16 protein-coding genes, 1 tRNA gene and 1 pseudogene are annotated in these 12,462 nt (G+C 55.5%); 5 read left to right on the top strand and 13 right to left on the bottom strand.

Annotated elements, in window-relative coordinates; genetic code table 11:
- The first annotated feature begins 36 nt into the window (after window positions 1-36).
- A complete protein-coding gene (locus F6R97_RS26485; protein ID WP_175581797.1) occupies window positions 37-462 on the top strand; it encodes a hypothetical protein in 426 nt (141 codons plus the stop codon).
- A 199-nt stretch (window positions 463-661) separates the two neighbouring features.
- Here F6R97_RS26485 and F6R97_RS26480 read toward each other — a convergent pair whose 3' ends face one another.
- Both F6R97_RS26480 and F6R97_RS26475 read right to left on the bottom strand, forming a co-directional pair.
- On the bottom strand, window positions 662-901 hold the full coding sequence (locus F6R97_RS26480) for a YceK/YidQ family lipoprotein (protein WP_048395102.1): 240 nt from the start codon (window positions 899-901) through the stop codon (window positions 662-664).
- Between the two features lie 301 nt (window positions 902-1,202).
- Window positions 1,203-1,664 (bottom strand): hypothetical protein, encoded by a 462-nt coding sequence (locus F6R97_RS26475; protein WP_048395105.1) that lies wholly within the window; start codon window positions 1,662-1,664, stop codon window positions 1,203-1,205.
- Between the two features lie 207 nt (window positions 1,665-1,871).
- Here F6R97_RS26475 and F6R97_RS26470 point away from each other — a divergent pair.
- Window positions 1,872-2,378 (top strand): annotated as a pseudogene (locus F6R97_RS26470) (transposase); the annotation flags it as partial.
- A gap of 227 nt (window positions 2,379-2,605) precedes the next feature.
- Here F6R97_RS26470 and F6R97_RS26465 read toward each other — a convergent pair.
- The 9 genes from F6R97_RS26465 to thrS all read right to left on the bottom strand — a co-directional run bounded on the left by F6R97_RS26465 (window position 2,606) and on the right by thrS (window position 10,062).
- Window positions 2,606-2,682: transfer RNA gene (locus tag F6R97_RS26465), tRNA-Pro, on the bottom strand.
- Window positions 2,683-2,771: 89 nt separating this feature from the next.
- The gene (locus F6R97_RS26460) at window positions 2,772-3,128 is read right to left on the bottom strand and encodes a MerR family transcriptional regulator (RefSeq protein WP_003179985.1); all 357 of its coding nucleotides are present in this window, start codon (window positions 3,126-3,128) and stop codon (window positions 2,772-2,774) included.
- Window positions 3,109-3,411, bottom strand: coding sequence for an integration host factor subunit alpha (gene ihfA / locus F6R97_RS26455; RefSeq protein WP_002553164.1), 303 nt, complete (start codon window positions 3,409-3,411; stop codon window positions 3,109-3,111). The genes F6R97_RS26460 and ihfA overlap by 20 nt, the downstream gene beginning before the upstream one ends.
- Before the next feature lie 3 nt (window positions 3,412-3,414).
- Window positions 3,415-5,796, bottom strand: coding sequence for a phenylalanine--tRNA ligase subunit beta (gene pheT, locus F6R97_RS26450; protein WP_315867347.1), 2,382 nt, complete (start codon window positions 5,794-5,796; stop codon window positions 3,415-3,417).
- A gap of 26 nt (window positions 5,797-5,822) precedes the next feature.
- Window positions 5,823-6,839 carry a phenylalanine--tRNA ligase subunit alpha gene (pheS, locus tag F6R97_RS26445; RefSeq protein WP_007905876.1) on the bottom strand — a complete coding sequence of 339 codons (1,017 nt, stop codon included), beginning with the start codon at window positions 6,837-6,839 and terminating at the stop codon, window positions 5,823-5,825.
- Window positions 6,840-6,948: 109 nt separating this feature from the next.
- Entirely contained in the window at window positions 6,949-7,305 is a 357-nt protein-coding gene (gene rplT, locus F6R97_RS26440) for a 50S ribosomal protein L20 (protein WP_007905879.1), read from the bottom strand.
- 28 nt (window positions 7,306-7,333) lie between these two features.
- Entirely contained in the window at window positions 7,334-7,528 is a 195-nt protein-coding gene (rpmI, locus tag F6R97_RS26435) for a 50S ribosomal protein L35 (protein WP_002553160.1), read from the bottom strand.
- A gap of 60 nt (window positions 7,529-7,588) precedes the next feature.
- On the bottom strand, window positions 7,589-8,140 hold the full coding sequence (gene infC / locus F6R97_RS26430; RefSeq protein WP_172435341.1) for a translation initiation factor IF-3: 552 nt from the start codon (window positions 8,138-8,140) through the stop codon (window positions 7,589-7,591).
- Window positions 8,140-10,062 (bottom strand): threonine--tRNA ligase, encoded by a 1,923-nt coding sequence (thrS, locus tag F6R97_RS26425; RefSeq protein WP_008007259.1) that lies wholly within the window; start codon window positions 10,060-10,062, stop codon window positions 8,140-8,142. The genes infC and thrS overlap by 1 nt, the downstream gene beginning before the upstream one ends.
- Window positions 10,063-10,436: 374 nt before the next feature.
- On the opposite strand from thrS, the gene F6R97_RS26420 reads away from it, so the two are divergent.
- Together F6R97_RS26420 and F6R97_RS26415 are read left to right on the top strand one after the other, a co-directional pair.
- The gene (locus F6R97_RS26420; protein ID WP_038980108.1) at window positions 10,437-10,739 is read left to right on the top strand and encodes a hypothetical protein; all 303 of its coding nucleotides are present in this window, start codon (window positions 10,437-10,439) and stop codon (window positions 10,737-10,739) included.
- A 290-nt stretch (window positions 10,740-11,029) separates the two neighbouring features.
- The gene (locus F6R97_RS26415) at window positions 11,030-11,242 is read left to right on the top strand and encodes a cold-shock protein (protein ID WP_007905882.1); all 213 of its coding nucleotides are present in this window, start codon (window positions 11,030-11,032) and stop codon (window positions 11,240-11,242) included.
- A gap of 72 nt (window positions 11,243-11,314) precedes the next feature.
- Here the strand turns inward: F6R97_RS26415 and F6R97_RS26410 are convergent, their stop codons facing one another.
- On the bottom strand, window positions 11,315-11,632 hold the full coding sequence (locus F6R97_RS26410) for an I78 family peptidase inhibitor (protein WP_038980107.1): 318 nt from the start codon (window positions 11,630-11,632) through the stop codon (window positions 11,315-11,317).
- A gap of 163 nt (window positions 11,633-11,795) precedes the next feature.
- Window positions 11,796-12,101, bottom strand: coding sequence for a hypothetical protein (locus F6R97_RS26405; RefSeq protein WP_048395113.1), 306 nt, complete (start codon window positions 12,099-12,101; stop codon window positions 11,796-11,798).
- 131 nt (window positions 12,102-12,232) lie between these two features.
- On the opposite strand from F6R97_RS26405, the gene F6R97_RS26400 reads away from it, so the two are divergent.
- Window positions 12,233-12,439 carry a hypothetical protein gene (locus tag F6R97_RS26400; protein ID WP_038980105.1) on the top strand — a complete coding sequence of 69 codons (207 nt, stop codon included), beginning with the start codon at window positions 12,233-12,235 and terminating at the stop codon, window positions 12,437-12,439.
- The last annotated feature ends 23 nt before the right edge of the window (window positions 12,440-12,462 follow it).

Genomic DNA, 12,462 nt, shown 5'->3' with positions numbered 1-12,462 from the left:
CGCGGGATAGCAACCGACGAAGTCCTGACCGATCAGATGCTCGATGTGATCAGCCTCCAAGACCTAATGGAAGCTTTCGTCGAGCAGAACAAGGAAAGCACCGCAGAGGAGCGCTGGGAGCATCCGGATATACGCTTCAAAGAGTTCGATTACGGCGGCCTCCACATCTACTTCGACAAGAAGCCGAAGGATGACTCTTCGCTCTACAGCAATCGCGCGCGAGACGAGTACAGCCTATATAACGCTATCCACATCTCGTTCGATAAGCGCGGAAAGGATCGTGACGAAAAGGGTCGCGAAGTTGGCATCGTCTACGCTGCCAATATCGACAACGAGAAGGTTGGCCAAACCCTGCGGTTCAGGACCAAGTTCGAGAAGCTGCTGGCTGCACTCTACTTTGGGTCCGCCAAGATCGTCGTGGACTGCGAAGAAGACGAGTTCGGCTACGGCATTTACGATTGAACAACCAGCGCCACGTCAACCTGACGATAACTGCCGGATCCTCTCTATGAGCGCGCATAGGGGTGTGATCTGGCGTGTGACTGGTTTGCACACTTGGCTAAAAAGAACGTTGCGCGTGGGTGCGAGCAGCGCTTCCGACTGGAAGATAGCCAGCCCCTCTCGCCAGATCACACCCCGATGCGGACGAATCCAAGTAGTTTTAAAGGTTGCAGCTGTATTGATATTCGAAGGGAAAAAATACTGTATCGACCACCAGCGAAAACGGCGCGTCGATCAGTAAAAAGGGGATTAACTTTCCGTGGGATTGGCCCACCAGCCACCAGTCGAACCGCACTCCGATGTAGGGGCATCGATGTTTGTCGTAATCCATCCGCATAGCGGTTGCCGCACACCCACTTAAACTGGCGATCAAAACCAGCAAAATCATTTTCCGAAACACGTAACGTCCTTATTACTTCTTTGCGCAGATCTGCGTAGACGCAGTTGCGAATAGTTAGTCACGCCCTTCCCCTTCGGCACCACCCGCATGCACTCCCCTCCGCGCCAACGGCAACCAGCGGAACGCCGAAGAAAAACTTAACGTGTGTCCGGGATTAGTTGACCACTACAATCATGCGGCGTTAAAAACAGGCTCGGAATGCTCATTTACAACCCGTAAACTCCGCTTCCTCGCCTGTTTTTTCCTTGCCTGATCGCCACTCGGCGACTTTTCGTACAGACCCTAGCAAGCAGGTGGTTGGTCAGTGCACCACTGACGGTTGGGTAGCGACCGAGACGGTGAAGGTCACGACAAACAGCACGACGAGTACCCAGAACATCCCCATGACTGTCAGCATGACGACCTTCAGGCTTTGATAAAGCCAGCGCAACCAATGGCCTTCGGGTTTTGCTTCTGAGCGGGTTCTGAGTACGCCTTTCAAATAGAAGCCGAGGAGGGCCAGCAGTGCGCCATCAATCAACAGCGCAGGCAGGCCGGCTTCGGGGAAAATGCTTCCCCACCGATAGAATGACGACCGGCTCAGGAACACCACATAACAAATGAGGCTGCCGTAGGGGATGGCTCTCCACCATTTACCGGCCAGCGCTCCGACCATCAGGCACATAATCACCATGAACGGGTTGAGGAGAATATTGATCATCCACTCCAGAACGTTGGGGAAGTAGCCCGGGGAATGGATGCTGCGCCAGATGTGTTCAAACATTGTCCAGGTTCCTGACTTCTATGGAGTAAGTGCTGCTTCGGTGCTTCCGCGCCGCGGCACGGTATCGGCGTATTGTCGGGTTACATAAGTCCTGTTGTGTAAATTAGGGTCTGTACGAAAAGTCGCCGAGTGTCGATCAGGCAGAGGGTGTCCTGAAGTTTGTGTAAACGGTCATTAGGCGCACACTGCCTTTCCCAAGGAGTCTCAATGACCGAGCCCAAGCGCACTAAACGAGTCAAACCCGAACTGGTGAAGCTGGCCGACAGCCTGTTGGCCAATTACCGGAAGCCCGAGGACCTGATCGGCGAAAACGGTCTGCTCAAACAGCTCACCAAGATGCTCGTCGAACGAGCCCTGGAAGCTGAAATGATCGAGCACCTGGGTCATGACAAAAGCGCCGCGGTTACCAATGCCGAAGGAAATGCTCGCAACGGCCATAGCGGTAAGACGTTCAAGGGCGACTTTGGCGAGCTACCGTTGGAAATCCCCCGTGATCGTCAGGGCATGTTCGAACCGCAACTGGTCTCTAAACACCAGACACGCTGGACCGGCTTCGATGACAAGGTCATTTCGCTGTACGCCCGAGGGATGACCGTTCGGGAAATTCAGGGGCACCTGCAGGAGATGCACGGCACAGAGGTCTCTCCCAGCCTCATCTCGGCGATTACCGACGCCGTTAGCGAAGAGGTCAAGGTACTCACGGGGGTACCTATTCTTCCTTACCGCGCCAGACAATCTGGGCTAACCGAAAATAATGCCACTATGATATCAGCGGAGAAAATTCTACGCTGCGCGCATTACACCCACGCCTATCGATCGAACGACTAGATCCGGCTTGAGAATCGAGGGAGTATTAATTTTTTGTGGGGGTAAATGTGGGGGTATTTTTCAGACATGAAAAAGCCCAACCTTTTCAGATTGGGCCAAGTCATTGAAAAATATGGTCGGGACGGAGTGATTCGAACACTCGACCCCTAGCACCCCATGCTAGTGCGCTACCGGACTGCGCTACGCCCCGACTAGGCGTTAAATCTGTTCCTCATCTCGAGGAACGCTCAAGAATATATCGCAAGCTTTTGAAAACTGGAAGTATTTAAAAGCAGGAATTTATTTCTTGAGAACCACCAGAACATCTTCCAACTCGGCGATCATCTGGCGGATCATTTGTTTGTATTGGGTGGTGTCGTCTTTGGCTTCATCGCCGGACAAACGCAAGCGTGCGCCGCCGATGGTAAACCCCTGATCGTAAAGAAGCGCGCGGATCTGCCGGATCATCAGCACGTCCTGGCGCTGATAATACCGGCGGTTTCCGCGGCGTTTGACGGGGTTGAGTTGAGGAAACTCCTGCTCCCAGTAGCGCAGCACGTGCGGTTTTACGGCACATAGCTCGCTGACTTCACCAATGGTGAAGTAGCGTTTGCCCGGGATGACGGGTAGTTCGTCGTTATGACTTGGTTCCAGCATAAGCCTCAACTCGGGCCTTCAACTTCTGCCCTGGACGAAAGGTGACCACACGGCGAGCCGTGATCGGGATTTCTTCTCCCGTTTTCGGATTGCGGCCAGGCCGCTGGCGTTTGTCCCGAAGGTCGAAATTGCCGAAACCGGACAATTTGACTTGTTCGTTGTCTTCAAGAGCGTGCCTGATTTCTTCAAAAAACAGTTCGACCAATTCCTTGGCCTCCCGCTTGTTCAGGCCCAGCTCTTCATACAGACGTTCCGCCATCTCAGCTTTCGTCAAAGCCCCCATACGTCACTTCCTTAACGTGGCGTTCAACCTTTGTTCGAGCGAGGTGAGGATGTTTTGCGTCGTGGTATTCACCTCATCGTCATTAAGAGTGCGCGATGGATGCTGCCAGGTCAAGCCAACTGCAAGGCTTTTTCTATGCGGATCAATGCCTTTACCCTGATACACGTCAAATAGCCTGAGGTCTGTCAGCCATTCACCTGCATTTTCACGGATTACGTCCAGTACGGCAGTGGCCGCAACGTCTTTGTCCGCCAGCAGTGCAAGGTCACGACGCACTTCAGGAAAGCGCGATAACTCCTGGAATTTAGGCATTTTGCCCAATGCCACTTCGGCCAGAACCAGCTCGAATACGAAGACCGGACGGTCGAGACCGAGGGTTTTCGACAATTCAGGGTGAATCGCGCCAACGAAACCTACCAAACGGCCTTCACGTTCGATACACGCGGTTTGACCCGGGTGCAATGCTGGGTGTTTGCCCGGCACGAAAGTGAACGAATCCAGTGCACCAGCGAAGCCCAGTACCGCTTCCACATCGGCTTTGACGTCGAAGAAGTCCACGACATCGCGACCTTGTGCCCAGCCTTCCGGCAGACGGCTACCGCACACCACACCCGCCAGCATCGGCTCTTGCTTCAGGCCTTCCAGCTGACCGACGAAGCGCAGGCCGCTTTCGAACAGGCGGACGCGATCTTGTTGACGGTTCAGGTTGTGCTGAAGCGCCTTGACCAGACCAGGCCACAGGGACGAACGCATGGCAGCCATGTCGTTGGAAATCGGGTTGGCCAGCAGCAGCGGCTCGACACCCGGATTAAACAACTCGAATTGTTTCGGATCGATGAAGCTGTAAGTGATCGCTTCCTGATAACCACGAGCCACCAGCAGACGACGCAGTTCAGGCAGATCGCTGCGCGCTTCAGCCTTGGCTTGCGGTGCCAGACGGGCTTGCGGGTAACGAACCGGCAGACGGTTGTAACCGTACAGACGGGCCAGCTCTTCGATCAGGTCGACTTCCAGGCTGATATCGAAACGGAAGCTTGGCACTTCAACGCGCCACTGCCCTGCCCCATCAGCAGAAATGGTCAGGCCCAAGGCGCTGAGCAGACGCTCGACTTCGGCCGAATCCATTTCCATACCCAGCATCTGGGTAATGCGCTGGGCTCGCAGGGTGATCGGCGCGATCGACGGCAGGTGTTGCTCGCTGACGGTTTCGATGATCGGACCCGCTTCGCCACCGGTGATGTCCAGCAGCAGGCCAGTAGCCCGCTCCATGGCTTCACGGGCCAGTTGCCAATCCACGCCACGCTCGTAGCGGTGCGAAGCATCGGTGTGCAGGCCGTAGGAACGAGCCTTGCCAGCGACGGCAATCTGGTCGAAGAACGCGCTTTCCAGGAAAATATCGCGAGTGGTCGCGGTGTTGACGCCGCTGTGCTCGCCACCCATGACGCCGGCGATAGCCAAGGCACGGGTGTGGTCGGCGATCACCAGCGTATCGCTACGCAGGCTGACTTCCTGACCATCAAGCAGCACCAGCTTCTCGCCTTCTTCGGCCATGCGTACGCGGATGCCGCCATTGATTTCGGCGAGATCGAATGCGTGCAGCGGTTGACCCAGTTCCAGCATCACGTAGTTGGTGATGTCGACGGCAGCGTCGATGCTGCGCACGTCTGCACGACGCAGACGCTCGACCATCCACAACGGCGTAGGCTTGGACAGGTCAACGTTACGGATCACACGACCCAGGTAACGCGGGCACGCGGCTGGCGCGAGGACTTCAACCGAACGCACTTCGTCGTGCACAGCGGGAACGCTGGCAACGACCGGACGCGTGACTTGGGCGGCGTACAGCGCACCGACTTCGCGGGCCAGACCGGCCAGGGACAGGCAATCACCGCGGTTCGGGGTCAGGTCGACCTCGATGCTGGCGTCGTCCAGGCTCAGGTACTCACGAATGTCCTGACCGACTGGCGCATCGGCCGGCAATTCCATCAGGCCATCGTTGCCTTCGCCGATTTGCAGCTCGGCCTGGGAGCACAGCATGCCGTTGGATTCAACGCCACGCAGCTTGGCTTTCTTGATTTTGAAGTCGCCCGGCAGTTCGGCACCGATCATGGCAAACGGGATCTTCAGGCCCGGACGCACGTTTGGCGCGCCGCACACTACCTGGAAAGTCTCCGAGCCACTGCTGACTTGGCAAACGCGCAACTTATCGGCGTCCGGGTGTTGCTCGGTGCTTAGCACCTCGCCCACCACCACACCACTGAATTCACCGGCGGCCGGCGTAACGCTATCGACCTCAAGACCGGCCATCGACAGACGAGCAACCAGCTCGTCGCGACTTACCTGCGGGCTTACCCAGCCACGCAGCCATTGTTCACTGAATTTCATCCTGCTCTCCTAAGAATTCGTTACGACTAGCGAAATTGCGCGAGGAACCGCAAGTCGTTGTCGAAGAACAGACGCAAGTCGTTCACGCCGTAACGCAGCATGGCCAGACGCTCAACGCCCATGCCGAAGGCAAAGCCCGAAAACTCTTCCGGGTCGATCCCGGACATACGCAGCACATTCGGGTGAACCATGCCGCAGCCCATCACTTCCAGCCAGCCAGTCTGCTTGCAGACGCGGCAGCCTTTACCGCTGCACATCACGCATTCCATGTCGACTTCAGCGGATGGCTCAGTGAACGGGAAGTACGAAGGACGGAAACGCACGGCCAGTTCTTTTTCGAAGAACACGCGCAGGAACTCTTCGATGGTGCCTTTCAGGTCGGCGAAATTGATATCGCGGTCGACCAGCAGGCCTTCGACCTGGTGGAACATCGGGGAGTGAGTGATATCGGAGTCGCTACGGTACACACGGCCTGGGCAGACGATGCGGATCGGCGGCTGTTTCGATTCCATGGTGCGGACCTGTACCGGCGAGGTATGGGTGCGCAGCAACATGTTGGCATTGAAATAGAAGGTGTCATGCATCGACCGGGCCGGGTGATGGCCTGGGATGTTGAGCGCTTCAAAGTTGTGGTAATCGTCTTCGACCTCAGGGCCTTCGGCGATGCCGTAGCCGATGTGGGTGAAGAATTGTTCGATACGTTCCAGAGTGCGAGTAACCGGATGCAGACCACCGGAGGTCTGGCCACGGCCAGGCAGGGTCACGTCAATGGACTCGGCAGACAGTTTGGCGGCCAGGTCGGCCTCTTCAAACAGTGCCTTGCGGGCATTGAGAACCTCTGTGACACGCTCCTTGGCAACGTTGATCAGCGCGCCGACTTGCGGGCGCTCTTCTGCCGGCAAATTCCCCAGGGTCTTCATCACCTGAGTCAATTCGCCCTTTTTGCCAAGGTAGTGAACCCGGATTTGCTCCAGGGCATTGATATCTTCAGCGCTTTGCACAGCCTCTAGTGCTTGAGAGACGAGCGCATCCAGGTTTTCCATGTACAGACTCCAGATACAAAATAGGGGAAGAGCTTGAAGGCTCTTCCCCTATTTATGACGTTTAACACCTGGCCCCACAGAGGTGAGGCCGGGTGACTGTCGGGGGTACTTAAGCCAAAGTGGCTTTAGCTTTCTCGACAATCGCAGCAAACGCCGCTTTTTCGTTCACTGCCAGATCAGCCAGAACCTTACGGTCGATCTCGATGGACGCTTTTTTCAGGCCGGCGATGAAACGGCTGTAGGACAGACCGTTGATACGTGCACCAGCGTTGATACGAGCGATCCACAGAGCGCGGAACTGACGTTTTTTCTGACGACGGTCACGGTAGGCGTATTGGCCTGCCTTGATTACCGCTTGCTTGGCAACACGGAATACGCGCGAGCGAGCGCCGTAGTAGCCTTTAGCAAGTTTCAGAATTTTTTTGTGACGTTTACGGGCAATGACGCCACGCTTTACACGAGCCATGAGTTACTTCCTCTATTCTTGACTAAAATTAACGAAGGCGCAGCATGCGCTCGACTTTTGCCACGTCAGACGGATGCAGCAAGCTGCTACCGCGCAGTTGACGCTTACGCTTGGTCGACATTTTAGTCAGGATGTGGCTCTTGAAAGCGTGCTTGTGCTTGATACCGTTAGCAGTTTTCAAAAACCGCTTAGCAGCACCACTTTTAGTTTTCATTTTTGGCATGTTCGGATACTCCGCATTCAGTTGATAAACATAATCAGAAGGCCTGCCGTGCCCTATTGATTACTTCTTCTTTTTCGGGGCGATGACCATGATCAGCTGGCGTCCTTCCATCTTAGGATGCTGTTCGACCGAACCGTACTCGAGCAAGTCACCTTCAACTCGCTTGAGGAGTTCCATCCCCAGCTCCTGGTGGGCCATCTCACGGCCGCGGAATCGCAAGGATACCTTGGCCCTGTCCCCATCACTCAGGAAACGTACCAGGTTGCGCAGTTTTACCTGGTAATCCCCTTCCTCCGTCCCTGGACGAAACTTGATTTCTTTAACCTGAATCTGCTTCTGGTTTTTCTTGGCCGCGGCAATCTGCTTCTTCTTCTCGAAGATCGATTTGCCGTAGTCCATCAGTTTGCAAACAGGGGGTACTGCATCGGCGGAAATTTCCACCAAATCCAGTTTGGCCTCTTCAGCCTTAAGAAGCGCGTCTTCAATTGACACAATCCCAAGCTGTTCACCTTCAGCTCCAATTAACCGAACCTCGCGTGCCGAGATATTCTCGTTGATCGGGGCTTTCGGTGCAGCTCGTTTATCTTGTCTCATTTCACGCTTAATAATAATTACTCCGAATCTGGGCGACCACGCCGGGAAACCGCTTGCGCGAGAAACTCAGCGAACTGGGCGACGGGCATCGAGCCCAGGTCAGCACCTTCACGAGTACGCACAGCGACAGTCTGCATCTCGACTTCCCGATCTCCGATAACCAAGAGATAGGGAACCTTGAGCAAAGTATGCTCGCGGATTTTAAAGCCGATCTTTTCATTTCTCAAGTCAGACTTGGCACGAAATCCGCTTTCATTGAGGGTTTTTTCAACCTCAGCGGCAAAATCAGCCTGTTTATCAGTGATATTCATGATCACTGCCTGGGTCGGAGCCAGCCACGCGGGGAATGCACCCTCGTAGTGCTCGATCAGGATTCCGACGAAACGTTCGAACGAACCCAGGATCGCCCGGTGCAACATAACCGGGTGCTTGCGACTGTTGTCTTCGGAGACGTATTCGGCTCCCAGACGGACAGGCAGGTTAAAATCGAGCTGAAGGGTACCACATTGCCAGACGCGGCCGAGGCAATCTTTCAGTGAGAATTCGATCTTCGGACCGTAGAACGCACCCTCGCCCGGCTGCAGATCGTACGGCAAGCCAGCGCTATCAAGGGCTGCAGCCAGTGCAGCTTCGGCGCGATCCCACAGCTCGTCGGAACCAACGCGTTTTTCCGGACGAGTGGACAGCTTCATCTCGACGTCTTTGAAGCCGAAGTCGGCATAAACGTCCATGGTCAGCTTGATGAATGCAGCGGATTCGGCCTGCATCTGCTCTTCAGTACAGAAGATGTGAGCATCGTCCTGAGTGAAGGCGCGAACGCGCATGATGCCGTGCAACGCACCCGACGGCTCGTTACGGTGGCAGGCACCGAACTCGGCCAGACGCATCGGCAGCTCGCGGTAGCTTTTCAGACCCTGATTGAACACCTGCACGTGGCACGGGCAGTTCATCGGCTTGATGGCGTAATCGCGGTTTTCCGACTGCGTGGTGAACATGTTGTCGGCGTAGTTGGCCCAGTGCCCGGATTTCTCCCACAGGCTGCGGTCAACGACTTGTGGAGTTTTGATCTCCAGGTAGCCGTTGTCGCGCTGAACCTTACGCATGTACTGCTCGAGCACCTGGTACAGAGTCCAGCCGTTCGGGTGCCAGAACACCATGCCCGGCGACTCTTCCTGGGTGTGGAACAGGCCCAGACGCTTGCCGATCTTGCGGTGATCGCGCTTCTCGGCTTCTTCGATGCGCTGGATGTAAGCCGCCAGCTGCTTTTTGTCCGCCCATGCGGTGCCGTAAACGCGCTGCAATTGCTCGTTCTTGGCATCGCCACGCCAGTAGGCGCCGGACAGCTTGGTCAGCTTGAAGGATTTCAGGAAGCGCGTGTTCGGCACGTGCGGACCGCGGCACATGTCGACGTATTCTTCGTGATAGTACAGGCCCATGGCCTGCTCGTTCGGCATGTCTTCGACCAGGCGCAGCTTGTAGTCTTCGCCGCGGGCCTTGAACACTTCGATCACTTCGGCGCGCGGAGTGACTTTCTTGATGACGTCGTAATCTTTCTCGATCAGCTGTTGCATGCGCTGTTCGATGGCGGCCAGGTCGTCAGGCGTGAAAGGACGCTCGAAGGCGATGTCGTAATAGAAGCCTTCGTCGATGACCGGACCGATGACCATCTTGGCCGTCGGGTACAGCTGCTTGACCGCGTGGCCAACCAGGTGGGCGCAAGAGTGGCGAATGATCTCCAGCCCCTCTTCATCCTTTGGCGTAATGATTTGCAGCGAGGAATCGCTGTCGATGATGTCGCTGGCGTCGACCAGCTTGCCATTGACCTTGCCGGCCACGGTGGCCTTGGCCAGACCAGCACCGATGGATGCGGCGACCTCGGCTACGGAAACCGGGTGATCGAATGAACGTTGACTGCCGTCGGGAAGAGTAATAGTTGGCATGGCGCCTCCTCTCCTAGTGGTGACCCCTACCAAAGGTCACGTGGGTTGGGATGAGCCAGTACAAGATCCGATCCAGGCCATTCAATAACGAACGCCTGCCTTACAGCGGCAGGAGCCTTGCGGCCAACCGGAAAACCGAACCAGAGTGACTGGGATTCAAATCAGGGTTATTCGAGCATCTGCCGCTACCGGGACTGAAGGTCATCCGGAGCCTGCAAACGCCCGAGCGAAGCATGCTAGCACAGATGAACGGTCATCGCGGCGGCAAGGTTTTCTGCGGGGGCAAATCACGCATTTTTATGCCAGAGTGCTGAACTTGAACCCCGCTTTACCCCTCAGATAACAAGACATTGACCCAAAAGGAGCATCCCAGCATGCGTCTGAATCGTTTATTCGCCATCGTCGCACCCGTCGTCCTGTTGCTGCCGCTGGCTGCCCATGCCGATTGGCCAAAGGGCGAGCGCGAGAAATACATGGCTCAGTGCACTCAAGCGGCCACCCCGCAGATCGGCGCTGCAGCTGCAAAGTCTCACTGTGCTTGCGGTGCCGACGCGATCAAATCGTACCCGGCTGGCGACATTCAGGCCCTGATGGATAACAAGGCCAGCCCGGAGCTGCAACAGAAAGCGCTGGGTCAAATAGCCAAATGCAAGGCCAATGCACCGGCGAAAAAGTGAGAAAAAAGTCCTTTTAACCCGGCTCACTGCCGATAAAAAGTGATGAAATTTAGCTTTTTCGTACAAATTTTTAAGGTTTTTCAGCTTTTTTTATTGTCTTTACTTTCAGCTGAAAGCCTTTTAAACCGGGGCTTTCAGCCACACGAAGCAACAAAGAAAACGTGACTGCAGGGCAAACAGCACACCCAGGGGGCTCCCAAAGCGAACATTTCGACTATGATAGTCCGGTGTGCCCAGTTGGCCTGAGCAGCACAGTACTACTGAAAATATATGTTTCTTGGAGATACACCATGTCTAATCGCCAAACCGGCACCGTTAAATGGTTCAACGATGAAAAAGGCTTCGGCTTCATCACTCCTCAAGGTGGCGGTGACGACCTGTTCGTACACTTCAAAGCTATCGAAAGCGACGGTTTCAAAAGCCTGAAAGAAGGCCAGACCGTTTCCTTCGTGGCTGAGAAAGGCCAAAAGGGTATGCAAGCTGCACAAGTCCGCGCAGAGTAATTTTCTGCCGCACTAAAAAAACCCCGTCCATGTGACGGGGTTTTTTATGGGCGAAACAAAAGCCTGAAGCAATCAGCCGCAGTTGACGCGGGTGACCACCAGGTTGTTGTCGGTGTTCAGGTTCAGGCGATCGGAGCGGTACTCCAGGGTCACCATGTCATCAGGCTTGAGGAACCGGGCATTCTGCGCGCCTGCGCGGGTACGTGCCTGCTCCAGCAATTGGGGCGAAGCCTTTTTGCCAATGGTGAATTCGGCAGCCTTTGCTTCACAACGGCTGTGGCCGGTGTCGGTCGCCACAGGGTCCTTTGCCGACTCGGTGGACGTACTGCTGCAACCGGCCAATAGAGTGGCGGCCAACAAAGTACCCAATGACGCGAGCTTCCAAGGCATGAAGCCTCCTTTTTTCAATAGTTAAGCTGAGATCGTGCGACCGCCATTTTGGCGTTTGGTTTCAAGGCGGGCTTTCGCCTCGCCCTCGATCCGGATAGCGGCGAGTGTGCCTGAGCATCGGTACGCCGTTCATCCCTCAATCGTGACTGAATATGAACGACGCTCAATAGACGTCGATGTAGTCAAAAGGCGGTTTCGGCCAATTCTGCTTGAGCGCATTGAAAATCTGCATGACCCAGACCTCGTCGCTGGCCGCGACCAATCCGACATAACCGGAACCCTTGGCCCAGGTCTCCAGACGAAACAGCAACCCGTCGATGTCCGTGCCGCCCACAGTGCCCGACGAAATATAGGCGATACCGCCCTTGGTAACCCGCAACTGAGTGTGTTCATCATCGCTGGCAGAAGCCAGCAGCTGACGCACGGCTTCGAGGGTCAAGCCGTCAGGAGTGTTCAAATCGATCTGCACAGCACGGTCCTTGAAAATTCATCAAAGACCAAGTGTCGCATAGCCCTCCCCTCATGCCTAAGTCGGAGTGCCAAACGTTCCGCAAAATGGTTAACTCGACACTCAGACATCCTGATTTCACGAGCGCCATCATGACCACCGTAAGCATCGACGCCGACATCAAAGCCAAGTGGCCACAAGGCCATAGCTCTTACAGCCCGGGCAGCCCGGAAGAGTTGGCAATCATTGGTATCGATTTGCTAGTCAAGGAACTGGGGACACAAGCCGCACAGACATTCATCGCCCAGATACTCGAGAGATACCCCGCCGATTTTATGGGCCTGACAGATAGCGAGTGATTGTAAAAACCCGCAGGCTGGCA

It is taken from the genome of Pseudomonas sp. JV414 (assembly GCF_032424305.1).
GTDB lineage: Bacteria > Pseudomonadota > Gammaproteobacteria > Pseudomonadales > Pseudomonadaceae > Aquipseudomonas > Aquipseudomonas lini.
Note: the sequence above shows the minus strand (reverse complement) of the source record. Positions and strands in the feature narration are given on the sequence as shown.

Excerpts from the sequence above, each read along its gene's own strand:
- thrS (WP_008007259.1), bottom strand. The coding sequence starts at position 10,062 with ATGCCAACTATTACTCTTCCCGACGGCAGTCAACGTTCATTCGATCAC.
- rpmI (WP_002553160.1), bottom strand. The coding sequence starts at position 7,528 with ATGCCAAAAATGAAAACTAAAAGTGGTGCTGCTAAGCGGTTTTTGAAA.
- F6R97_RS26400 (WP_038980105.1), top strand. The coding sequence starts at position 12,233 with ATGACCACCGTAAGCATCGACGCCGACATCAAAGCCAAGTGGCCACAA.
- F6R97_RS26415 (WP_007905882.1), top strand. The coding sequence starts at position 11,030 with ATGTCTAATCGCCAAACCGGCACCGTTAAATGGTTCAACGATGAAAAA.
- pheS (WP_007905876.1), bottom strand. The coding sequence starts at position 6,839 with ATGGAAAACCTGGATGCGCTCGTCTCTCAAGCACTAGAGGCTGTGCAA.
- F6R97_RS26475 (WP_048395105.1), bottom strand. The coding sequence starts at position 1,664 with ATGTTTGAACACATCTGGCGCAGCATCCATTCCCCGGGCTACTTCCCC.
- F6R97_RS26410 (WP_038980107.1), bottom strand. The coding sequence starts at position 11,632 with ATGCCTTGGAAGCTCGCGTCATTGGGTACTTTGTTGGCCGCCACTCTA.
- F6R97_RS26485 (WP_175581797.1), top strand. The coding sequence starts at position 37 with ATGCTCGATGTGATCAGCCTCCAAGACCTAATGGAAGCTTTCGTCGAG.
- pheT (WP_315867347.1), bottom strand. The coding sequence starts at position 5,796 with ATGAAATTCAGTGAACAATGGCTGCGTGGCTGGGTAAGCCCGCAGGTA.
- ihfA (WP_002553164.1), bottom strand. The coding sequence starts at position 3,411 with ATGGGGGCTTTGACGAAAGCTGAGATGGCGGAACGTCTGTATGAAGAG.
- rplT (WP_007905879.1), bottom strand. The coding sequence starts at position 7,305 with ATGGCTCGTGTAAAGCGTGGCGTCATTGCCCGTAAACGTCACAAAAAA.
- F6R97_RS26420 (WP_038980108.1), top strand. The coding sequence starts at position 10,437 with ATGCGTCTGAATCGTTTATTCGCCATCGTCGCACCCGTCGTCCTGTTG.
- F6R97_RS26460 (WP_003179985.1), bottom strand. The coding sequence starts at position 3,128 with ATGCTGGAACCAAGTCATAACGACGAACTACCCGTCATCCCGGGCAAA.